This is a genomic window from uncultured Holdemanella sp. (assembly GCF_934772795.1).
GTDB lineage: Bacteria > Bacillota_I > Bacilli_A > Erysipelotrichales > Erysipelotrichaceae > Holdemanella.
Genome location: NZ_CAKVMR010000034.1, coordinates 1 through 23,669 on the forward strand (window position 1 = coordinate 1; position 23,669 = coordinate 23,669).

25 protein-coding genes and 1 pseudogene are annotated in these 23,669 nt (G+C 36.8%); 1 reads left to right on the top strand and 25 read right to left on the bottom strand.

The annotated features are described in order from the left end of the window. The 20 genes from Q0F04_RS07275 to Q0F04_RS07370 form a co-directional block, all read right to left on the bottom strand. A partial coding sequence (locus Q0F04_RS07275) for an Ig-like domain-containing protein (RefSeq protein WP_295751815.1) occupies positions 1–1,270 on the bottom strand: 1,270 nt, incomplete at its 3' end. Positions 1,271–1,434: 164 nt separating this feature from the next. Next, positions 1,435–1,917 (bottom strand): dUTP pyrophosphatase, encoded by a 483-nt coding sequence (locus tag Q0F04_RS07280; RefSeq protein ID WP_295751817.1) that lies wholly within the window; start codon positions 1,915–1,917, stop codon positions 1,435–1,437. Further along, a complete protein-coding gene (locus Q0F04_RS07285; RefSeq protein ID WP_295751819.1) occupies positions 1,917–2,375 on the bottom strand; it encodes a DNA-deoxyinosine glycosylase in 459 nt (152 codons plus the stop codon). Before Q0F04_RS07285 ends, Q0F04_RS07280 begins: the two co-directional genes overlap by 1 nt. Then, the gene (gene rimO / locus Q0F04_RS07290) at positions 2,360–3,658 is read right to left on the bottom strand and encodes a 30S ribosomal protein S12 methylthiotransferase RimO (protein ID WP_295751821.1); all 1,299 of its coding nucleotides are present in this window, start codon (positions 3,656–3,658) and stop codon (positions 2,360–2,362) included. Before rimO ends, Q0F04_RS07285 begins: the two co-directional genes overlap by 16 nt. Beyond that, positions 3,655–4,593 (bottom strand): HD domain-containing protein, encoded by a 939-nt coding sequence (locus Q0F04_RS07295; RefSeq protein ID WP_295751824.1) that lies wholly within the window; start codon positions 4,591–4,593, stop codon positions 3,655–3,657. The genes rimO and Q0F04_RS07295 overlap by 4 nt, the downstream gene beginning before the upstream one ends. Continuing rightward, entirely contained in the window at positions 4,590–6,557 is a 1,968-nt protein-coding gene (locus Q0F04_RS07300; protein ID WP_295751827.1) for a RecX family transcriptional regulator, read from the bottom strand. The genes Q0F04_RS07295 and Q0F04_RS07300 overlap by 4 nt, the downstream gene beginning before the upstream one ends. 3 nt (positions 6,558–6,560) lie before the next feature. Further along, positions 6,561–7,601 (bottom strand): lysylphosphatidylglycerol synthase transmembrane domain-containing protein, encoded by a 1,041-nt coding sequence (locus Q0F04_RS07305; protein ID WP_295751830.1) that lies wholly within the window; start codon positions 7,599–7,601, stop codon positions 6,561–6,563. An 8-nt stretch (positions 7,602–7,609) separates the two neighbouring features. Next, positions 7,610–8,692: a glycosyltransferase family 4 protein gene (locus Q0F04_RS07310; RefSeq protein ID WP_295751833.1), complete on the bottom strand. Its 1,083-nt coding sequence runs from the start codon at positions 8,690–8,692 to the stop codon at positions 7,610–7,612. 259 nt (positions 8,693–8,951) lie between these two features. Continuing rightward, the gene (locus Q0F04_RS07315; RefSeq protein ID WP_117572209.1) at positions 8,952–9,269 is read right to left on the bottom strand and encodes a hypothetical protein; all 318 of its coding nucleotides are present in this window, start codon (positions 9,267–9,269) and stop codon (positions 8,952–8,954) included. Between the two features lie 90 nt (positions 9,270–9,359). Beyond that, on the bottom strand, positions 9,360–10,190 hold the full coding sequence (locus tag Q0F04_RS07320) for a PTS system mannose/fructose/sorbose family transporter subunit IID (RefSeq protein ID WP_117572208.1): 831 nt from the start codon (positions 10,188–10,190) through the stop codon (positions 9,360–9,362). Positions 10,191–10,192: 2 nt separating this feature from the next. After that, complete coding sequence (locus Q0F04_RS07325; protein ID WP_117572207.1) at positions 10,193–11,032, bottom strand: PTS sugar transporter subunit IIC; 840 nt, start codon at positions 11,030–11,032, stop codon at positions 10,193–10,195. 57 nt (positions 11,033–11,089) lie between these two features. Continuing rightward, positions 11,090–11,581 carry a PTS sugar transporter subunit IIB gene (locus Q0F04_RS07330; protein ID WP_117572206.1) on the bottom strand — a complete coding sequence of 164 codons (492 nt, stop codon included), beginning with the start codon at positions 11,579–11,581 and terminating at the stop codon, positions 11,090–11,092. 55 nt (positions 11,582–11,636) lie between these two features. Beyond that, positions 11,637–12,065: a PTS sugar transporter subunit IIA gene (locus Q0F04_RS07335; protein WP_117572205.1), complete on the bottom strand. Its 429-nt coding sequence runs from the start codon at positions 12,063–12,065 to the stop codon at positions 11,637–11,639. Positions 12,066–12,277: 212 nt separating this feature from the next. After that, positions 12,278–13,582 carry a sugar ABC transporter substrate-binding protein gene (locus Q0F04_RS07340; RefSeq protein ID WP_295751835.1) on the bottom strand — a complete coding sequence of 435 codons (1,305 nt, stop codon included), beginning with the start codon at positions 13,580–13,582 and terminating at the stop codon, positions 12,278–12,280. Next, complete coding sequence (locus Q0F04_RS07345; RefSeq protein WP_295751838.1) at positions 13,583–14,242, bottom strand: response regulator transcription factor; 660 nt, start codon at positions 14,240–14,242, stop codon at positions 13,583–13,585. 1 nt (position 14,243) lies between these two features. After that, the gene (locus Q0F04_RS07350) at positions 14,244–15,545 is read right to left on the bottom strand and encodes a sensor histidine kinase (protein WP_295751842.1); all 1,302 of its coding nucleotides are present in this window, start codon (positions 15,543–15,545) and stop codon (positions 14,244–14,246) included. After that, entirely contained in the window at positions 15,542–16,522 is a 981-nt protein-coding gene (locus Q0F04_RS07355; RefSeq protein ID WP_295563920.1) for a sugar ABC transporter substrate-binding protein, read from the bottom strand. Before Q0F04_RS07355 ends, Q0F04_RS07350 begins: the two co-directional genes overlap by 4 nt. 49 nt (positions 16,523–16,571) lie before the next feature. Then, positions 16,572–16,898: a hypothetical protein gene (locus Q0F04_RS07360; RefSeq protein WP_295751845.1), complete on the bottom strand. Its 327-nt coding sequence runs from the start codon at positions 16,896–16,898 to the stop codon at positions 16,572–16,574. Then, complete coding sequence (locus Q0F04_RS07365; RefSeq protein WP_295751847.1) at positions 16,891–17,664, bottom strand: HAD-IIB family hydrolase; 774 nt, start codon at positions 17,662–17,664, stop codon at positions 16,891–16,893. The genes Q0F04_RS07360 and Q0F04_RS07365 overlap by 8 nt, the downstream gene beginning before the upstream one ends. Then, positions 17,664–18,206 (bottom strand): hypothetical protein, encoded by a 543-nt coding sequence (locus Q0F04_RS07370; RefSeq protein WP_117572198.1) that lies wholly within the window; start codon positions 18,204–18,206, stop codon positions 17,664–17,666. The genes Q0F04_RS07365 and Q0F04_RS07370 overlap by 1 nt, the downstream gene beginning before the upstream one ends. Before the next feature lie 79 nt (positions 18,207–18,285). Here Q0F04_RS07370 and Q0F04_RS07375 point away from each other — a divergent pair, with 79 nt between their 5' ends. Continuing rightward, positions 18,286–18,717, top strand: coding sequence for a PaaI family thioesterase (locus Q0F04_RS07375; protein ID WP_295751850.1), 432 nt, complete (start codon positions 18,286–18,288; stop codon positions 18,715–18,717). Positions 18,718–18,731: 14 nt separating this feature from the next. On the opposite strand, the gene dnaJ is transcribed toward Q0F04_RS07375, so the two are convergent. From dnaJ to Q0F04_RS07400, 5 genes and pseudogenes are all read right to left on the bottom strand, one after another. After that, on the bottom strand, positions 18,732–19,844 hold the full coding sequence (gene dnaJ / locus Q0F04_RS07380; RefSeq protein ID WP_217292961.1) for a molecular chaperone DnaJ: 1,113 nt from the start codon (positions 19,842–19,844) through the stop codon (positions 18,732–18,734). 67 nt (positions 19,845–19,911) lie between these two features. Beyond that, complete coding sequence (gene dnaK / locus Q0F04_RS07385) at positions 19,912–21,717, bottom strand: molecular chaperone DnaK (RefSeq protein WP_295751853.1); 1,806 nt, start codon at positions 21,715–21,717, stop codon at positions 19,912–19,914. 14 nt (positions 21,718–21,731) lie between these two features. Beyond that, complete coding sequence (grpE, locus tag Q0F04_RS07390) at positions 21,732–22,283, bottom strand: nucleotide exchange factor GrpE (protein WP_295751856.1); 552 nt, start codon at positions 22,281–22,283, stop codon at positions 21,732–21,734. After that, positions 22,264–23,316 (bottom strand): heat-inducible transcriptional repressor HrcA, encoded by a 1,053-nt coding sequence (gene hrcA, locus Q0F04_RS07395; protein ID WP_117572193.1) that lies wholly within the window; start codon positions 23,314–23,316, stop codon positions 22,264–22,266. The genes grpE and hrcA overlap by 20 nt, the downstream gene beginning before the upstream one ends. Positions 23,317–23,444: 128 nt before the next feature. Continuing rightward, positions 23,445–23,669, bottom strand: a pseudogene (locus Q0F04_RS07400) (hypothetical protein); the annotation flags it as partial.

Below are 23,669 nucleotides of genomic sequence, written 5' to 3' on the forward strand. Positions count from 1 at the left end.
TGTTTCTTTTGTTAGGTGTCTGGCTAACGAAATTGCTCACATTTCTATTCACCACCCATTTGCAAAAGAGGAGCTTTAAATAATAAACCAACGCTTGCTGTCTATTATTACCTGAAGGACTTTCATTCTTCACAACCTCAATAGTCTTTGTTGCAGATAACGTTTTATTATTCGCTCCCTGAACACTTGCTGTAATAGTCGCTGATCCCTGGCGGTTTCCTGTAACTAGTCCATTCTCATCAACAGATAAGATTTCTTCATTTGATGAATTCCAAGTCACTTTACCGTCCGCATCTGCTGGTGTGAAATTTGCTGTTAGCTGTGTAGTCTGGAACTGCTTAACTGTATCAGCTCCACTGATTGAAATGCTAGTTGGTACTACAGCTGCATTAACCGTAATTGTATATTCTTTTGTTCCTTGATCCCATCCCCAAGAATATGTATCTGTAACAATAGTCGTTCCTTCCTGTAATCCTTTTACAGTAATGCTTACACCACTGGTCTTATTTAATTTGACTTTACTTCCATCTTCAACAGTCCAGTTATGGTTATAATAGTTATACTTATCCACATCTCTTGAAGTTAACGTTATTGTTTCACCAACTTTGATAGTTCTAGTTGTATCTGTATCACTCGCTACTGATATATTCTTATCTTCAGAATCGGAATCAGAATCATCTTCCTTTTCACCAGATAAATTCGCTGTTTCAACTTTTTTATCCTTGCTGTCTTTTTGAGTAGCTGTGCTCTTATAAACAAGAGTTAAACTTGTCATATCACTAGTTACTGTTAAACCAGAAGCTTTAACTTGATCCTTAGTGATCTTGTTTTCTTTGTTACCATTCACAAATGCATATTCAAGCTCAAATTGTTCATGAGCTTCTTTGAATACATTTGTATCTTGATCCAATCTGTAACCAACATCATAAGTAGCTGTTACAGATTCCATCAAATCGGTACCATCCTCTTTTACATAAGAAACCTTAACCTCTGCTTTTTCAACAGTCGGTTGTGGTTGTGCTTCTTCTGCTGCAGGCTGTTCTTCCTCTACTACAGGTTGCTGTTGCTCTTCTTCCTGTTGTTGAGGAGCTTCTTCTTCAGTTGTTGGCACTTCCTCTTGCTCTTGTGAAGTGGTTGTTGTTTCCTCTTGTTGTTGAGGTTCAACCGGTTCTTCCACCGCATTTACATAGTAAGAGTCTGCTAAGCCAAACTGAACGGCCATCGCAAATGATAATACAATTGCTGCTGCTTTTTTCAAATTCTTTAGCATATTAAGTCCTCCTTTATTATAGTTATCGATATAACCCTTTCATTATCTGAGTAAAGTATAATCTTCCCTAGGTTATAGATTGGTTATAATATTAGAAAAACATCTTTTTTTTAAAGAAATTTTGCATAAAAAAAGGCCTATTGTCATTATGACAATAAACCCACTTATTTTCCTGAACTTCCTAACTTTCCGGCCATTCTTTCCGACTCCATTGACTGAAGTTCTTCAAATGAAATTTCTTCACTTTCTAACTGAGGCATTCTTAATAAAACACCCTGACAAATTGCCTTTTCATAAGGATATATAATCGCATCCTCACTATATTCTGCATCTGCCTTTTTAATAACCACTCTTTTTGTATTCAAGTTTGTGACCGGAGCCATATATTCACCACGATAACCAGAATCAATGACACCACTTCTTTGCGCAATACCCTTTGTTCCTGTAGAACCACGCTCTTTTAAAATCATAACGAACTCAGGATCAAATGCACTTGCCACACCCAATGGAACTAACTTCGTTTCATGAGGCTCAATTACCATGTAATCTTCTTCAAAGCATGGATACAAATCATACCCTGCATCTTCATAACGCTTTTGCGGAACCTTCGCATCCGCCTTTACTTTTGCCCAATATAATTTATTCATCAACAAAACTCCTTCTTATATATTTCAATCAATTGTTCTAGCGAAAACCTCGCATTGGCACTTGAAGTCGAAGGACAATATACCGTTTGAATATTCGGAAAATACTTCTTCATCGTATTGTAGCTTGTCCTTCCATTACAAATAACCTTCTCAATATTCTTATATGTATTCAATAAATTTGGAATATCATTTGGCTCAATATCCTTGATCTCACTATCCGCACTCGTCTTTCTAATACACGAATGACAAATATCCCAAAGTGCAATATGCGATACTTTTAATAATTCCATCTTATCTTCTTTTTGAAAGATTTCCTCTAATATCTTCCAAAATCGGTTGGTCTTATTCGCATAATACATCTGTTCCTTTAGACTAATCACACTTGGCATAGAACCCACAATCAATATTCTAGAATCCTCAAATACAATCGGATCCAATCCAACTATTCGCTTACACATGTACCGTAAACATCATAAGATTTGGCATCTGTGATCTTCACCTTCACAAAAGTACCCAATTCCAATGGTTCATCACTTGTGAAGATAACCTGACCATCCACTTCATCCGGTGCATCCGCAGCACTTCTTCCACGATAACGATCCACCAAACCTTCTTTTTCCTCAACAAGAACCTCAATGACCTTACCAATCTTTTCCTGGTTCTTCTCTTTTGAAATCTCTTCCTGAACAGCCATCAATCTAGCCAAGCGCTCATTTTGAACCGCTTCATCAATCTGACCATCCATATCATATGCTGGTGTATCCTCTTCCTTCGAATATGTGAAAGCACCCATACGATCCCACTTAATTTCCTTAATGAAATCAACTAGTTCTTCAAATTCTTCCTCTGTTTCTGTAGGGAAACCAACAATCATAGTTGTACGCAAAGTCGCATTAGGAAACATTGTATGAATCTTATCTACAACCTTTAAGACATCCTCCTTAGGACCTCTACGATTCATTAATTTCAACAAACGATTGTTCGCATGCTGCATAGGAATATCAAAATAAGGAACAATCTTTTCACTTTCACTCATGGCCTGCAACACATCATCCACAATTTCATCCGGATACATATATAGAACACGAATCCAATGTAAACCTTCTACCTTAGATACTTGTCTCAATAATTCAGGAAGCATCAATTCGCCATAATTATCCAAACCATACTTCGTTGTATCTTGCGCAATCAAAGTTAATTCCTTAACTCCAACACTCGCCAAATAGTTGACCTCTTCCATGATATCCTCAATCGTACGAGACTTTTGATCTCCACGAATCAAAGGAATTGCACAATACGCACAACGATTCGAACAACCATCACTGATTTTTACATAAGCCTGCCAAGGATTACCCGTAATCACACGTTCTGCCTTATCCAATAATGTATCTGAACCCAAGATCTTTTGTAGCTGACTTGCCAAAGTGTTATATTCACGAATTGGGATCACCGCATCAATTTCAGGAATCTCTTCCTTTAATGCTTCCGTATATCTTTGAGCTAAACAACCACATACAATCAACTTCTCTAAGTTTCTCTCTTTATATTGCGCCATCTTGAAAATCGTATTGATACTCTCTTCTTTGGCACTCTCAATAAAACCACAAGTATTCACAATAATAGCCTGTGCATCCTTTGGATTAGCCACAATTTCATGACCACCCCTCTTGATCATACCCATGATCTGTTCCGAATCCACTAAGTTTTTACAGCACCCCAATGATACAAACCCTATTTTCATTCTTCATCTTCTCCTTTTCGATGATAAATCATACGACCCTCTAACGCAAAGACACGAGGTCCAAAATGACCTGGCTGCGTTGTATCCAAACTCTGCTTCATCATATACATACGCGCATCCAGATTATCAAGTAATGTTAATACTTCGGCTTCTGGAATCATAGGAAGGACAGGAGATCCAAACTCCATCTTTCCATGATGCGCCAAAACCATATGCTTCAACAATAAAACACTCTCTTTATCATTTACACCCAGCTTTTCAGCCACACGATCCAAACGATTATTCATAATACTGATATGACCCAATAAGTTTCCCTCATTTGTATATTCAGGAAGAACCGGACCACTCAACTCATCAATCTTTCCAACATCATGCATCAAGATACCCGCAATCAATAATCCCTTATCCAAGAATGGATATTGGCGACAAATATCTAGTCCTACACGAGCCATACTAATCGAATGATAGGCAAGTCCACCCACAAAATTATGGTGATTCCTTGTGGCAGCCGGATACGTATAGAATAAATCCTTCGTTTCTTCTAATACTTCTTCAACCACACAATATAGATTTGAGTCTGTAATCTCATTCATCAAAGCCTTCACTTCATCTTCCATTTCACTACGAGACATAGGCGCCAATCTTACATAATCCGAAATATCTTCGCCTTCTAAGACCACCATTTTTCTCACTCTTAGCTGAACGGCATTTCGATGAATAATCGAATCTCCAAATACCTCAACGATTTGACCAGCCTTATACTGCTCAATCTGCTCATTCGTTAAATTCCAAAATTTCGCATCCAATACACCTGTCGCATCCTCTAAAATCAAAGACAAATAAGGCGTATCCTTCACAGTTTTTCCCTTGTCACACTTTGAAATCAAACACTTAATATTTACTTTTTGTTCCTGAGTAATCTCATTAATTCTCATTCACTTTCCCCTTCCAAAACCTCTTTTATAGCTGATATATTAAATCCTTTACGAACACAATACGTCTGAATCTTCTGATTACGCTTAGGCTGATCAAACGTCGCATATAAACGCTTTGCCTTCGCAATCGTTCTTTCTAGTGCCTCATCATCATTTTCATCCAATTCAATCGACTCCGACACTTGTTTCGCTAATTCAAACGAATATCCCTTCGTTACTAACTTATTCACTAATGTCTGCCTTTGCATGCGACTCGACTGCTCTTTTAGCGAATGCGCTAAACGACGAGCCAATTTGATCGCATTACTACGCTCTGTTTCCACATCCAAGCTTGCCAAAGCATCCTCAATCACATCATCCTCAATACCAGCTCTTTTTAACTTTTGACGAATCTGCAATCTAGACTGACCATACGAATGCCAAGCCTGTGCCTTATCAAAGGCATAGTCCTTATCATCGATCCAATGACGTTCTATAAATTCATGAACAATATCCAAAGCCTGATCTTCATCTAGACCCAAATATTTCTTTCCATATTGCACCATTTGATACGACGTATAATCATTTGAGAAAACACGCTTCTTCATTAACTCAAACGCCTTATAGAATAACTGCATATCCAAATAGTTGTCAATCAAATATGCATCTAACATTGTATCCTTTGTGATCTTTAAGTCAAAGAAATCATCCGTTGGAATCATCACTTTCACTGGTTCCTTATCACAATCACGCATCACCGTTAGACGAACAAAATCATCCACCATACGAATACGCTCTACATGATAGGCACGTTTATAATCATCGATTGCCTGATTATAAACACTCAATGCCTTATGCGCAAACATACTCTCTGTATAAGGCGCTGTTTTAGAAATACAATATTCTCTTAATGCATCTCTTTCCGCTTTGGATTTACTAAAGAAAACATCCCACTTTTGACTTAGTTCATTGGCATCATCAAAATAATAGCCAGACTTACCTTCATCCACCAAATCCTTCAACACTTCATCACGTCGACCAAACACTAATAGTCCACTGGCCAAAGCTTCAATATATGTCATGCCTTGTGTTTCGGATAAACTCGCCGATACGAAACAATCAAAAGCCGCATAATAATAGGCAATATTTTCCTTAGGAATCTTACCCGTAAAATGCACACGATCCGTAACATTATACTTCTTAGCCAAATCCTGGTAATACTCCATATCCGTACCACCACCCACAATGACTAAATGTAAATGTGGATCTGCATTCTTACTGATCGCCTCAATCGGAATCTCAATCGCCTTCTCTTTGGCAATACGCCCTACAAAGACAACTATATGATCTTCTTGCGTAAAGCCCAACTCTTCACGAATACTTTGAACTCTATTTTCATCTAAATTCTTACGATCATATTCCGATAGATCCAAACCTGTCGGAACAATATAGATGGGTGCCATGACACCATACTGCAGTAGTGCCTGTTTTGTCTTTTCGCTCGGCGCAATAACTGCCTGTGAACCATTGGCCATGACACGAGAAAAAGTACGAATCACACTCTTCCCTAATTTTTCAACCGAATCAAAATCAAGCGGATTAAAATAATGCGTATAATCCTCATACATCGTATGATACGTGTACACAATAGGAATGTGCAAAGCCTTGGCCATCTGACGACCAAACATACCTACACCTGCCTCCGTTTGAATATGAATCACATCCAAATCCATTCTTTCAATGTAGGCATCCGCACTAAATTGTAGTGGACTCGACATCTTATAACCATAAAACTTCTTGATTTCAAAACCAGGCAAGCGAAGAATATGACCATCCTCATCTTCTGCAATCTTTGTACCCTTATGATTCGTAATAATAAATACCGTATGACCCAACTCTTCTAAAGCGTGTTTAAGGGTTGCCACACTTGAAACAACCCCATTAATATCCGGTAAATATGCATCTGTAAATAGTCCGATTCGCATATACTACATCCCTTCTAAATTGATCTTACTCTCTTTTCTTTCATAATGATTCTTAACAAACACAAATAAAATTCCACCTATAATCAGCACAATGTGATACGTAGAAAAACGCCACAAAACAAGTACAGCTCCAGTTAGATCCTTCATCAAGTTATTAAATAAGAGTGAGAAAACAACTTCTGTACCACCACTTGCCCCAGGAATGGGAATAAAACTATTGGCCATTGTCACAAAACTTGATAAGGCCATGACATCAACAAATTCATTCATTTCAAGTGGAATGTGCAAGGCAAGCGCAATCACAAATGGCAATGAATAATAGAGTGATAAACGCACCACATTAATACATACACAAAGAAAGATACTCTTCTTATCTTTGGCAAGCACTTTAATTTCACGAGTAAAACTCGTAACTTGTAAAGTCCAAGAATCCAATGTCTTTTCTGGATTCTTTAAAATATGTAACTTTGACAATACCTTAACTAAAGTACGCGAAAGCTTGATATAAATACTAGGAAATAACGCAATCGTATATAGCGCTACAACAACCACCGCATTGATGATATAGCCTAACAATATAATATTGAACCATGCGGATTGCGCACTATAATACGCAAAACGCAAAAGAAACAGAACCGAAACATAAATCATCATTGTCGTCTGATAAATAATGAAATCAGCCCACAACAAGCTAGCCCCATCACTCACTTTGATTCCCTGCTTCTTCATAATATAGGCCTGAACAAACTGTCCACCCGTACTACTCGGCGTAATTCCCGAAAAGAAAGAACCAATAAAGGCTACAAGAATTCCTTTACCAGGTGTATAGTTCTTTGTATATTTTCTTCCTAAGACATAATACACAAATCCCCATACCGCAGTAAAAAGAACACCCCACAATAAGACAATGACAAGGCTTAACAGATTCATTTGTGAAATGCACTTTAAGACCTGATGAAAATTATCCTTTAGGGCAAACCACAGGGCAAACCCCGTTAACGCAAGAATAAGTAACAGATTTAGTGCGTATTTCTGTTTTTTCATAAAAACCCCTATTTTTTCTTGTTTAATAATTCCTCTTGTTTATCCTTATAAGCACTCAAATAGAATTCTCTCCACATATTCAATACGTGTTCCTTAGAATAGAATTCACTCAATATACGACTCTCATTTTGATACTTCCCATATACATCTGGATCATTTTTCAACTCTAACAGACAATTTTTAAAACCATTATTATCATCGGCATGCATATAACGATCAAATAAGATATCCTTATATAAATCCAAATCACGAAGCACCAATGGAACATGTAAGTTCACAGCTTCTAAAATAGTCATTGGAAATAATTCATTGTAGCTCGGTACAAAAAGCACGTTCGCCATATTATATAGATCCACCATTTCTTCACGCGGAACAATGCCTAAGAATTTACAGTTTTCAGGTGGATTTTCCTGTAACTTCTTCAATTCCTCATATCCATCGGTAATACGACCAAAAGAAAAGCCCCCAGCCCATACGAACTGTACGTCTGGCATTTGTTTGGCAACATCCACAAAATCAAGTACACCCTTACGTGTTTGTACTTGTCCTGCACCCAGTACCACAAAAGCATCTTTGGCTACACCATACTTCTCGCGAATCGAAGCACACTCCTCATCCGATTTACGATAGAATTTTTCCTTGGATACATAGTTAGGAATATAGTAAATTCTTTCTCGATCAATACCATAGGCCACTAATGCATCAATAAAACTTGGATTCACAACAACCAAGCGATCCGCACTCTTATAGAATTGAATCAAATAAGAACGGAATACATTCAATAATGGTGCTGGAATCTTTAAGCTTCCCTCAAGTGTATCCGGTAAAAAATGACAATAGGCAATATTAGCTGCCTTATGATTTTGCATCTTCACATAGAAAGTTGGATCCACCGTATGGAAATGTTGAATGTCTGGCGATTTGATCCAGTTATTGATACCCACTTCAAAGATATCGCTAGCCCCTTCTTTAATTAGATTAACCTGTTCTTCGTAGGCACTGCCTACACCTTGACCATCCACTTTATCTGCACTTGAATACATTATAATTCGTATTTTATCTTCCATAAAAACTACACTTCTTTCATCCATATTATTATATCGCAACTACTATTTGTATGTCCAACTTTCAAAAAGGCAAATGAAAAGCCCCTTTAGCGGGGCTTCTCAAGAAAGTTTTAAGAAAGGGAATTTGATTATGAAGTGAGCCACTATCTTTGGCTCATCAGTATCTTACTAAAGAATAAAGTGATAGGTATAGTTATATTGTGTGAAATTATGTGTATATTTTACACATTTATTGTTGTTTTTAGTTGTTTTTAAAAATATTTAAACTAAAATATACAAATTTTTATTTCTCTTCGTACAAATCAATCTTCTTTAATACGCTCTTTTTCCCATTTCTATGAGAAATAAATCCTAAAACTGTAAATGAACCCGATAGAATCAACCCCATTAAGGCAATCCATTTAACTACATTACGAACACTCATAGGAATCGTTGGAAACATTGGATCTGTCATTCCAGACCATCCCCAGTATGTCACTGCAGCAAATACAAGTGTAAGAACAAAGGCATTTCTGACCATTCTTCCTACTTTAATAATCATTTCATTTTCTCTTTGAATCACTTCTGCAAGCTGATCTCTTTCTTTACGGCTCAAACTCATAATGAACGCTCCTTTTCAAAATTACAAATATATTATAAGAAAAAAAGACAGGCCTAACAAGTTAAGCCCGCCTTTAAATGTCTTTAGTGATTATCCTAAGAATCCTACAACAGATCCTACGAATCCGATAACTACGAACAATAACAATACTTTAATTGGAGTAACGTTTTTCTTAGCCATCAACCACCAAGCAAACAATACGAATAACATTGTTAAGATCTTAGGGAATGCTCCATCTAATTTAGATCCTAATGTTACGTCTGTTAACTTACCAGTTTCTGCATCATAAGATTGTGTAATTACTAAGTTAGTTGAAATTGAAACCCAAGAAGCTGCCATCGCACCAACGATAACTTGTCCCATAACCAATACTGATTCACGGAACGCAGTTGCTTTTTCTCCAACTAACAATTCAACAGCACTACCACCTAATTCATAACCTTTGAAGTATACGAATTTTTGGAACCAAATTGAAGTTAAGTTCCATACGATGATATAGAATAATGGTCCTAAAACAGATCCACCTTCTGCAAAACCTAATGCGATACCTAATAAGATAGGAATATAAGTACCAACGATCAATGAGTCACCAATACCTGCCAAAGGTCCCATTAGACCTGCACGGATACCGTTGATCATTTCATCATCGATTCCTTCAGCTCCGTTTGCACGAGCTTCTTCCAAACCAGCTGTAATACCAACTACGATAGATCCAATCTGAGGTTCAGTATTGAAGAATGGGTAGTAAGTAGTCATTTTTTCACATTGTTCTTCGTGAGAAGGATATAATTCTTTGATAATTGGAAGCATTGACCACATGTAACCAAATGTCTGCATGTGTTCGTGTGAGAAACATGTTAAGTTTCCATACCACCAACGCCAGAAAGAACTATTTAATGTTTTCTTAGAAATCTTTTTCATAATTAAATGTCCTCCTCATCATCGTAATCTACAGAAGCACCACCAACAGCACCTGTAGCTTTCATCATTGTCATTTGGTAGTTAATCAATGCGAATACACCACCAACAACTGTAGCAGCAATTAATGTTAATCCCATAGAAGCAGCTAAAGCAAATCCGAACATGAAGTAAATCAAGTCAGAAGTCTTAGATACTACTGATTTTAACAAGATACCAATACCTACTGCAGGAAGTACTGATCCTACTGATAAGATAGCTTTTACATACCATACTTCAGTATTTAAGCTCTGGAACAATTCAGCTACGGCTCCAGATCCATAGTAGCAAAGTAAAGTAACTGGCAAGAATGATAATACAAAGTGTGAAATTAGTGGGAGAACAACATCAACTTTTCCTAAGCAATCCAAGTTTCCTTTATCCAATTGAGCCCAGCCCCAGTGTTGCCAAATAAGGTTCATCATAGCTGTTCCGTAGAATAAAGTAATACCGATAACACCAGTCATGGCTGAGATACTAGAAGCTAAACCTTGTGCTTCAGTTCCTCCAAAATCCATACCTGCTGCTTTTGCTCCAACATAAGCCAATGGAATACCGATGTAACTTACGGCACGTAAGTCAGATGCGACTGTTCCACCAGGTGTAACCAATGCGATCCACATTACCTGCATTGGAATACCAATTTGAATACATCCAGATACATCACCTAGGATCAAACCTACGAATAATGATGCAACTAATGGACGGTTCAACGTGTAGTTACCTACTGTTGTACCTAAACAAGCGATAGTACTTGCTGCTGTACAACTCATAAGTCCGATTAAAATTGCTTGTAACCAACTCATTATAAATCTCTCCTTTTTTTCTCTCTATTTATCTTAATTTGTTTACTATTCCCACTATTAGTAACCAAATTTAGATCTAAATTTGTCCCAAGTACCGATTGCTGTTTCTTTTAATAACGCAAACAATACTGTATAACCAGCGTTTGTCAATGCTTCACAAGCATCTGCTTCTTCTTGAGTAATTGACTGGTTTTGACCTAATTTTGTAGCTCCTGGACGATCATTACATGGTCCAATAACTACTGTTTTAACATCGTTAGGTACGAATCCATCGTCTACTAACAATTCTTTCATATCCACTGGGTTTTTAGTGATTAAGAAATATTTTTTATTAGAATTCTTAACTGTTTCTGCTTTTTCTCTCCAGTGTTCTTTTGTCCAAACAAATACTTTCTTGTCTGTACTAGCCTTGAATGACTGTGTCAATACAGGAGTAGTAGCAGCCTTGTCGTTAACTGCGATAATTCCATCACAAGGGTATTCTTTAGACCATCTTGTAACAATCTGACCGTGGATAATACGATCGTCAACACGAATAAAACTAATCATTATATGTCCTCCTTTATTCTGTTTATGCCTTCGCTATATGCGTTATAGCCAAATCCTATAGATCTTCGTCGTCATCATCAGAAGCAACTGTAAAATCAGTCAATCCTGTACGACCTTCACTTAATAATGTATCTTTTAAATCTTGTACATTATCGAAATTATCTTTCATCAATACAGCTGTGATTGCAAGTGGCATATTCATACCTGCAATAACCAATGTGTTTTGTAGTAATCCTCTTTGATCCAAAACATTCAATGCATTTGTAAATGGAGAACCACTCAAAATATCAGCTAATAAAATAACTTGATCATCTTCTTTGAAATCTTTGATCAATTCAGCAAAGTTAGATGCAAATTCATCTGCGCTCATTCCGTCCTTTAAGCTTGTAGACAATACATCTTCGCGATCTCCCGTCATCATTTTAACGGCACTGTGTAATCCTGGGGCAAATTCGCCATGGCTTACCATAACTACATATTTCATTATTTTTTCCTCCGCATTTCTTACTTACTCACATTTTATAATAAACATGTTAGCGTTTTCAAGCATTTTTACACACAATTTCACATATTTTTGCGACTTTCAAACATGAGTATCACATAGAATACACATTCATTATAACCCGAATGAAAACCTTTTCAATTTTCATATGTCACCACTTTTAAGTGACAAATGTCATTTAAAAAGAAACAGCATTACTGTTTCTCTAATAATATATTCAATTCATCATTTAACTTCTGTAAAGACGCCTCAATATCTTCATTCGTATCAATCAGTCTTCGAATTTCACTATCCGCCATCGAATACAATTGATCATAACCATCCACCTTTTTAATTGTGATTGCACGCTCCATCATATCATCAAAAAAATCCAAATTATAACTTGAATCCAATGGCGCATCTTCCTGAATGTACTTTGTCACATTTTTTGATGTTGAAACATTCTTCAATACCGATACACCCTGCGAATACTTAAATAAACTCTCTTGGGTTGTTTCGTCGTAACAAAGTAACTTTAAAAATTCCCATGCCATCTTTTTATTCGAGGACATCTTACTGATACCACAAAGCAAGCTATCCATTTGCGAAGCATTATAGCCATTAGGACCTGCTGGCATCGGCAAACATTCCCATTCAAAATTCGAATATTTCTTAACACTCCATGGATATGGCTTATATGTTCTATACTCACTAAACATCATAGGACAAAAGGCAACCTTACCCTTATCAAACAATTCACTTGTGACATTATTCCCACGATTTAAACGATTTAGCTTTCGTACAAATTCAATGGCCGAATACACATCATCATTGTGCAAAGTACTCTTCATGCTTTTCTCATCAAACAAAGCCTGTCCATTAGAACTTAGGGCATTTTCCCAAGTATAGCCATACTCCCCAAATTGGTCGATTTCTCCATCACCATCTGTGTCCACAGTCAATTTCTCGCAAATCGCATAGAAATCATCCCATGTCCAATTGATATTCGGTATTTCAATGCCATTCTCTTCTAGTAACGTTTTATTCACGAACATCAAAGTTGGTGAACTCTCATAAGGAAGGGCATACTGCTGATCATAAATATTACCTGCACTCAGTGTCGTTGAAAAATAGCGATTTTGATCAAATTCAGAGTCCGTCAACATATAAGTATCTAACGGTTCTAACATACCTACTTTGGCATATGTCGAAAGATCATCACTCAACACCATAAAGACATCGGGAAGTTTTCCGTCCAATGCTTCTTTTGAAATCCAAGCCGAGTAGTCATCCTTCAAGATACCACTCACATATTTCACTTGGACATTCGGATGTTTTTTTTCAAACCGTTTGATCACATCATCAATGATCTTGCCACTTTCTGGACTAGGCACATTCCAGTTGCTACCCGCAAATACGCCAATCGTTAGAACAACTGGTTTTTGCGTATAATAAAAGGTTCCTGCCAAACAACACACCAATATGGTAGTTAAAATAATTTTCAATCTTTTTCTTACCATCTATTTATTTCCTCTAGACAAATACCAAATAGCCAATTGTGTACGATCTCTTAAATCGAGTTTATCCAAAATCACACTTAAATAGTTACGAATCGTTCCTTCACTAAATCCTAGTTTTTGTGCAATCTCCTTATTTGAATAACCATGACCTATTTGGGCAATGATCTTACATTCGGTATCACTCAAATCGATATGTTCATCTTCTCCATGTTCAAAATTAAATTCCCCATTCGAATTTGCCATTCTAGAAAAGAACTGTGTCACTTTACCAGCCACATTTGGATTAAAACAAGCTCCGCCAGATAAAACATTATGAATTGCCAAACTCAATTCCTCTAGAGAACATCCTTTCAAAAGATATCCACTTGCGCCATATTTTAATGCATCATAAATATATTCATCATCATCAAAAGTCGTTAATATTATGACTTTTATATTTGGATACTTCTTTTTTACCAAACGCGTGCAGTCTACACCACTCATATTTGGCATACGCACATCCATCAAGATAATATCTATACTTTCTGTTTCTAATGTGTCCAATACTTCTTGTCCACTGCCAACCACTTTTACTACTTCAAAATCCGGATCCGAATCTAAGATGATCTTTAAACTTTCTCGAATGAGCTGCTGATCATCCGCAATCATGATTTTAACCATTCTATTCTCCTCTTCTCATTGGTATTTCTACAATCAATTCAAAACCTTTATCCCCATAATAACGTATTCTTCCTTGTAGTAAATTAATACGTTCCGTCAAATGATGAATGCCAAATCCTGGTTTAACATCCTTACAACCTTGACCATTATCTTCTATAATTATAATCAAATTATTGTCTGCCTGCGCAATCGAAACATAAATTTTTGTCGCATGCCCATGCCTTACCGAATTAGTCATTCCTTCTTGAACAACGCGATATACGATTTCTTCTTCATCCGCATTCAAATTTACCAAAGGTAAATGACATAAATAAAGAATGGTCACATCCGTCAATTTCTGATAATCCATGATCATCATATCCAATGCTTCTTTTAAAGAATAACGTTCTAATGCATCTGGCTTTAATTTATCCACTGAACGTCTAACATCGGTTAAACCGCGTTTTGCGCTCTCTTCCAAAATGCCTAGCTGTGCTTTAGTAACATTGACATCCTTATCAATCATCACCCTACAAGCTTCAAGACCGACACTTAATCCCGTTAACGTATGTCCTAATGTATCATGAATCTCTCTGGCAAGTCGGTTTCTTTCTTTGGTCTCACCCATTTTTTCTCTTAAATTCGCATATCCTTTTAATTGAATATTCAAACGTTTCAATTCGGCATTTAAAGCCGCAAACTTCTGCGTTTCATCCATTTGTTTCTGTAAATACAAGAATATATAAGCTATAAATAAGACAATGTTTAAATTGCTTAAAGTTACTTCAATTCCCAACAACAAGCCTTGTGTTTTTGAATTATATACCGACAAATATTCCTGGAATGAAATCATTGGAATATAATTTGATAAATACCCATAATTGGAAAGCATATATGCTAGAAAGACAAGTATGATGCAGATTGAACGATCAAATGGTTTATCTACATAGAGTAAGCTATCCGCAATAATCAGAAATAAAATACATGTCGTACTAAACGATATATTTTTCATGATCAAAAGACTTATTCCAAGTTCAATTAGAATTGGAATCATTTGATGGTGATGAAAGAATCTAATTTTTTTGCGTATTGTCACAAAACAGAACAGTCCTACAAAGCCAAATACAGCTACATAAAAGGAACGAATAGGAACATCAGAAAGTGTGGAGATACTCTTGATAAAATCAGAGGCATAGCCACTTTGTGCAACATGCACCAACGTATAATACATTACGATGGCGATGTACCAAACGGTAAAAAAACTAAAGAGCCACATACTGACATAAACGATCCACACACTATATTTTTTAATATTTTGTATCATTGCCAGCCCTCCGTAGAATAATCTTGAACATTCTCTTTTGTGATGATCTGCACAGGACTCACTTCATTTTTATTCTTAATTTTTTCTTGCGAAAACAACTTATAAATAGCTTCTCCCGCCTTCTTTCCGAATGTCTTTGGCGATTGTGCTACAGTGGCAGCCATTTTACCTTCTGACACCATTTCTTTTGCCTCAGGCGTTCCATCTATGCCATACACATACTTGCCTTCCAACATATTGTTCGATGAAAGTGCGGCCATAGCGCCCATTGCGCTTGGATCATTTAAACACATCACTACATCAAATTCGATTCCTTCCTCAATAAAAGACTCCATTTTTGGCATGGCTTTTTCTAATTGTCCTTCACATTCCATTCTCTTCACTACTGTATAATCCGGGTTGGATTGAATCGTATCTTCAAATCCCTTAATACGCAAATAACCAGATTGAGTTGTCGAATGTTGAAGCAGAACAATATTGGCATGATCCAACTTACTCATCATATCTTTAGCACATTGTACTCCCGCATCATAGTTATCACTGACAATACTGTAAGTTACATATTTATGATCTTTAACTTCTGTATCCACCACAATCACAGGAATACGTTTTTTATAGGCAAGCTTTAAAGAATCTTTTAATCCCTCATAATCAACAGGTGTAATCACGAGGGCATCGACTTGTTGATCCATTAAGTATTGAATTTGTTCCTTCTGCTTTTTTAAACTCATAGCTGGATCTAAAGTAATAAGCTGATCTCCATGCTCTTTTACAATCTTGGATATTTCCTCATTGACCACCGAATAGAATGTATTATTGTAGGTCATATATGTTGCACCAATCTTGCGTGACTCATTTGAATTGTATATCATATTCGCTTGTGTTGTCGTATTGACCAAGTAGTTACTGCCTATCGCAAATGCTAAACAAAATGCTAAACAAAAAATAATATACGCAAATGATTTTGGTTTATCCATTCAAATCCTCCTTTCCTTATAGAAAATGTCGCATTACTGCGACACTCTTTTATAATACTTTTTGTAGAACATAGATAAGGATCGCAATGACAATAGGCACAATAAAAATCATTGAGTATCCACGTACAAATTTTGTTTCTAAAGCTTTAAATCCCAAATCATCATAATAGAATCTTTCATCATCGGTTTTACCAACAACGCCTTCTTCTATTAAATTTGTAACTGTATAGCTAATTGTGGATGTGGCATAAGGCAAGTTTTTAAATGCACTTACATCTACTGCCGTTTTTTCATCCACTGCCCCTCTTTTTTTCAATGTATCCATAACCATTGAGGCAGCCGTTGCCTTTGCCCCTCTTTTTCTTTTTCTAGACATTTTCTTTCCTGCTTTCTATATTCATGGCTTCTGCCACACTTTTTACACTCACACCAAATGATTTTAAGCATTCAGGTGCATGCTCCATCACATATGTATTCTTTAAGTTTTTTAATATGCACAAGTCATTTTCTCCATCTCCAATAAAAATCGCATCTGAAATTGGTAAATGACAAAAAGCTTTCCATTTATTTGTTCCTTTTCTTGTGATTTCAATATAATCCTTTGAAGTGGCCATGACTTCACAATGACTAAAACGTTGCTTAAATTCATTTAAAAGTAAATCCATATCTTTTTCAACATACATACTTAATTTGGCTAACCCTAAATCTCGCATATTCAAATAATCGAATAGATCTATATTTGAAAATTGACCTAAACCGGGCTGTTTCTTTTCAAAAATATGAAGGCGTTCTTTACCATAACACGCAATTGGATAATAGCGATTGCCAAATTCATCTGTATAGAATAAATCCACCTTATATTCTAGAATCGCTTTACACATTTGTATACCTTCACTTAACTCAATCAAGGAAGAATATACATTCTCATCTTTATAATATGCATTGGCCCCATTATCTGTAATCATGTATTCACAGGACAATTGATATTTAGAGGCAAGTGCCACACAAAAGGCGCGATCTCTTCCTGTCACAAAGCCAAAGCCATGTTTTTGTGTCCATTGATGGATTGCTTCAACATCTTCTATTGTGATTTCACCGTTTGAATCCATCAATGTTCCATCCAAATCTGAAAGAAACAACATTATTTGCGACGTTCTTTCTTAGCTTTTTTAAATGCTTTTTGTCTTTCCTGTAAGGCTTCGCCAATCTTTTTTGTGACTACGATCTTATCGCGGTTACTCATTAATACGTTGCAGTTGCGTGCCACAATACCATTTTTAAATTCAAAATTCGCAAGCATACGATAACGATAATATGTATCTTCAAAGAAGAAACCTTCTTCTGTGAAGTAAATACGACGGTGTGTATAGGAATCAATGGCTAGTCCTAAAAATACAAGTCCAATACATCCATATGCTAAATAGTAATAATATGTTTGTCCATTGGCAGCTAATGCTGGTGCCATGAACATTAAAATGAAGGCTAAAACCGCCATCGCAATCATGACCCATACCCAATATCCACCATCGACCATAGTTTCATAGTGTTTGTGTGAGTTTTTGAAGTTTTCAAATTCCTTTTTATAGGCAAGTCCACCTTTTAAGCTTTGATAGAAAATAAAGGCCATATATCCAACTAATACAATACCTACAATGACCTTAAAAAATATATTATTTGAATCCATAAATCATTCTCCTTCTTAAGTACAATAAGCATTATAGCATCATTTCATGCTATAATAAAAGCATTGTTGGAGGTTGTTTATGGAAGAAAATATGCAGGCTTTAATGGATCGTCTCAATAGTTCAAGTCAATTCCTGCAAAGCAATGACATGCGTGTAACAGAAGTTCGCCATGGTTTTGCGAAAGTAGAAATGATTATTGATGAACAGATTTTAAATATACATGGCTTTGTCCATGGTGGAGCATTATTCTCTTTGGCTGACACTGTAGCTGGAGCAGCAAGCTTTGCGACAGGAAGAGATAGTGTTACACTTACGGGTACAATTAATTATATTAAGCCTGGTCGTGGTGGCAAATTGATTGGGATTGCCCAAGAGATTTCAAGTGGAAGAACAACTGGAGTATATGAGGTATTTATCTTTAATGACGAAAATGTACTTCTTTCTCGTGCTACATTCACAATGTTCTTCTTAGATTCAGACAAGATGAAAAAAAAGAAAGAGCAGCAATAAACTGCTCTTTTCGTTTACTTAAACGCTCTTTTAAATCTTTCAAAAGGAGATTCAGATTGTCCAGATTTTAATTCTTCATATAGTTCTCTTTCTCTGCGAGATACTTTACGTGGAATTTCAACCTGTACTTCTACAAATTCATCCCCTTGTCCTGAACGTGCTTTTACACCTTTTCCTTTTAAACGGAATTTAGTGTTTGGCTGTGTTCCTTCAGGAATCTTTAATTCAACATCACCATACACGGTTGGTACTTGGATCGTACATCCAATTGTCGCATCAATTGAACTGATTGGAACTTTAATGAAGATATTGTTGTCTTCACGTTTGAAAGTAGGATGTGGTGTAACCATAATTTCGATGTATAAATCGCCATTTGGTCCTCCATTTGTTCCTCTTTCACCTTTTCCTGGAATACGAATCTGTTGACCAGATTGAATTCCTGCTGGAATTTTAATATCTAGTTTTACACGACGATGTTCATATCCTTTTCCATGACAATGCGAGCATGCACGTGTAACTTTCTTACCTGTACCATGACAATCTGGACATACGCTTTGTTGCTGAATCACACCAAATGGTGTTCTTTGTTGAGACATAACATATCCAGAACCATGGCATGTAGGACATGTCTGCACATCACTTGGGCTTTCGGCTCCAGATCCGTTACAGTGTTTACATGTTTCATCCACGTCCAATGAAATCGTTTCTGTTTTACCAAAAATGGAATCCATGAAATCAATGCGCATCTGCATGTAACGGTCTTGTCCTTGGCGAGGCTGGTTACTTGAACGGCGAGATCCTCCACCGCCAAATCCTCCACCAAAGAACGAACCGAAGATGTCTCCTAAATCACCAAAATCTGTGAATCCTCCAGAGAATCCACCACCTTGTCCAAAGGCTCCATCCATACCTGCATGACCAAACTGGTCATATGTAGCACGCTTTTTCTCATCGCTTAATACTTCGTAAGCTTCATTGATTTCCTTGAACTTATCTTCAGCTCCAGGTTCATGATTTCGATCGGGGTGATATTTCATGGCCAATTTTCGATAGGCCTTTTTAATTTCATCTGGTGTAGCACTTTTGCTGACACCAAGTACTTCATAATAGTCACGTTTTTCTGCCATGTGAATCCCTCCATACGATACGAAGAAGTTCTAGCCGAGCTAGAACTTCAAATGTTGCTTATTTATTTTACTTCTCAGTGAATTCACCGTCAACTACATCATCACCTGAGTGAGTTTGTGTTGATTGTGAAGCTGCATCACCATTTGGTTGGTTATACATTGCTTGTCCAGCTTGCATTGCTGCTTTTTCAAGCATGTCTAATTTAGCCTTAACTTCTTCCATGTTATTTTCATCTAAAGATTTTTGTAGATCGTCACGCAATTTCTTAGTTTCTTCAGCTTGTTTTGGATCAATCTTATCTTTATTGTCTTCTAACATTCCATCGATTTGTGCAATGAAGCCTTCAGCTTTGTTACGTAAATCAATTTCTTCTTTACGTTTTTCATCTTCAGCCTTGTTATCTTCAGCTTCACGAACCATACGATCGATTTCTTCATCACTCAATCCACTAGAGTTTTGAATTGTGATGTGTTGTTCTTTACCAGTACCCTTATCTGTAGCACTTACGTGTACGATACCGTTGGCATCAATGTCGAATTTAACTTCGATTTGAGGAACTCCACGACGAGCAGGTGCAATTCCGTTTAATTGGAAGTTACCTAATTCTTTGTTGTCGTTAGCCATTGGACGTTCACCTTGTAATACACGGATGTCTACAGCTGGTTGGTTATCTGCAGCTGTTGAGAAGATCTGTGATTTACTTGTTGGGATTGTAGTGTTACGAGGGATCAATACTGTCATAACTCCACCCATAGTTTCGATACCTAATGACAATGGTGTAACATCTAGTAATAATACGTCGTTAACATCACCAGAGATAACTCCACCTTGGATAGCAGCACCCATAGCTACAGCTTCGTCTGGGTTAACAGAGTGGTTAGGATCTTTTCCTAATGCTCTACGTACTGCTTCTTGAACAGCTGGAATACGAGTAGATCCACCAACTAATAATACTTCATCGATATCAGATTTAGACAATTTAGCATCTCTTAATGCATTTTCAATTGGAATTAATGTACGTTCAACTAAATGTTTAGTCATATCATCGAATTTAGCACGAGTTAATGTTGCATCAAAGTGCAATGGACCAGCAGGACCTGCTGAGATAAATGGTAAACTGATTTGTGTCTGCATTACACCACTTAAATCTTTCTTAGCTTTTTCAGCAGCTTCTTTTAAACGTTGCATAGCCATTGGATCTTGTGACAAGTCAATTGCGTTGTCTTTCTTGAATGTATCAACCATCCAGTTTACTAATACGTTATCGAAGTCATCACCACCTAAGTGAGTGTCTCCGTTTGTTGATAATACTTCGAATGTTCCGTCTGCTAAGTCAAGGACACTAACATCGAAAGTTCCTCCACCTAAGTCATAGATCAATACTTTTTCTTCTTTATCTGTTTTATCAATACCATAAGCCAATGCTGCAGCTGTTGGTTCGTTGATAATACGTTCTACTTCTAATCCGGCAATTTTACCAGCATCTTTAGTTGCTTGACGCTGAGCATCGTTGAAGTATGCAGGAACTGTAATAACAGCCTTTGTTACTTTTTCTCCTAAGTAATCTTCTGCATATGATTTCAAGTATTGAAGGATCATTGCACTAATTTCTTGTGGTGTATATGATTTTCCTTCAGCATCTACTTTTTCATTTGTTCCCATCAAACGCTTAATTGAACTAATTGTGTTTTTATTTGTGACTGCCTGACGTTTTGCAGCATCACCAATAATACGTTCTCCATCTTTGAACGCAACAACACTTGGTGTTGTACGATTTCCTTCTGGGTTAGGAATTACTTTACTATCTTTACCTTCCATAACCGCAACACAGCTATTTGTTGTACCTAAGTCAATACCAATAATTTTACTCATGATAATTACCTCCCTTATTCGCTTACTTTTACTAATGCTGGTCGTAAAATACGATCCTTCAACATATATCCTTTTTGTAATACTTCAAGAACCATTCCACTTTCAACGCCTTCTTTTTTCTCTTGCATCAAAGCCTGCATTGTATTGTGGTCGAATGGTTTATCGGCTGCATCTATTTCCTGTACGCCTTCTTTTTCCAGCACACCTTTCAATTGCTTATGAATCATCTCAAAACCCTTGACATAATTCTTAATTGTTTCATCCTCGGTTTGTACTTTCAAAGCCATTTCCATTGAATCAAGAATTGGCAAGATTTCCGTTGCTGGCTGTTGGAAGCGATATTTTCGAGTTGCATCTGCATCTTTCTGTAGACGTTTCTTCATGTTTTCTGTATCTGCATAAGCACGTGCTACATCATTTTTTGCCTTGTCTAGTTCCGCCTTCAAACCTTCAATGATTTCGTCTGAACTTGGTTCCTTCTTTTCTTCAGCTGCCTCTTCAACAACTTCTTCTTTTGTTTCTTCTTTTACTTCTTCTTTCACTTCTTTATTTTCTTCTTTGCTCATCGTTGGCACCTCCCTTATTTTTGTCTGTCCCAAAGACGTCTTCGATGACATTTGACATATAATCCATCAAGGCTACGACCTTGGAATATTGCATTCGATTTGGACCAACAACCATTAATTGTCCTTCCTCATCGCTGTTATAATGGAATTTTGTCGTTAATACTGAACAATCTCCAATTTGCAACAACTCGTTTCTTTCACCAATCTGGATTGCTACATTTCCCTCTTGATCCGTCCATTGGTGGAATAAGTTTCCATTTTCCAATATACGCATCATTTGTTTCAACTTATTGATGTCACTGAATTCTGGCTGATACAACATATTGCTTCGTCCAGAAACTGCAACTTTCTCTGTCGCAAATCGCATAAAGGCTGAAACGAACGCTTCAAACAAAACTTCATGTCGAACAAGTTTCGCTGCCATCATTGGTTCAATTTCTTTCATTTTATCAACGACATTTTCAATTGGCGTTCCCACCAATTGGTCATTTAATAAATCTGTACAATTTTGAATGTCTTGCATAGAAACATCTGTACCAAACTGGAACACTTTATTTTCTGTATGTCCTTGATCTGTGACAATGATCGCAACAGCACTCTGATTGTTGATTGGAATCAACTGTACATGCTGTAAAGTCTGATGCCTGCTATCAGGTCCTAAAACAACACTGGTCAAATTTGTCATATGTGACAAAATATCACAGCTTTTTTGAACAACTTCTTCTAACGAATAATGCCTTTCACTAAAGACTTGCTGTAAAGCATTCTTTGTAGAAGCATCCAAATCCGCTTCCATAAGATGTTCAACATAGTACCTGTAACCTTTTTGACTCGGAATACGACCACTCGAAGTATGTGTCTTCTCTAGTAATCCCAACTTTTCAAGTGTCGCCATCTCATTACGGATGGTCGCTGATGAAACCGGGAAATCTAGAAGTTCCATCAAAGTCTTCGAACCAACAGGTTCTGCACAACGGGTAAACTCTTCAACTATTGTTTTAAAGATTATCTTTTGACGTTGTGTGATTTCCATTGTGAAGACCTCCTTCTAGCACTCATTTTCCTTGTCTGCTATTAGTATATCACAATTTTTAGCACCGTCAACAACTGAGTGCTAAAAAATAAAACAAAAATAAGGATACGAATATTCGTACCCTATCACTAAGCTTTCATCAATAGCTTTTCAATCGATTCTTCACTTACTGAGAAGATCGATGCGATTGTTTTAATACTGAAACCCTTGTCTAACATAGTTTGATATACTTCAAATCGATTTAGTTCAATCCCTTGTACTATTCCTTGCTCAATTCCTTGTTCAAAACCCTGCTTGATACCCATCTGGATTCCTTTGTTTGTGGATTCTTCAAACATTTCATCTAATGCTCT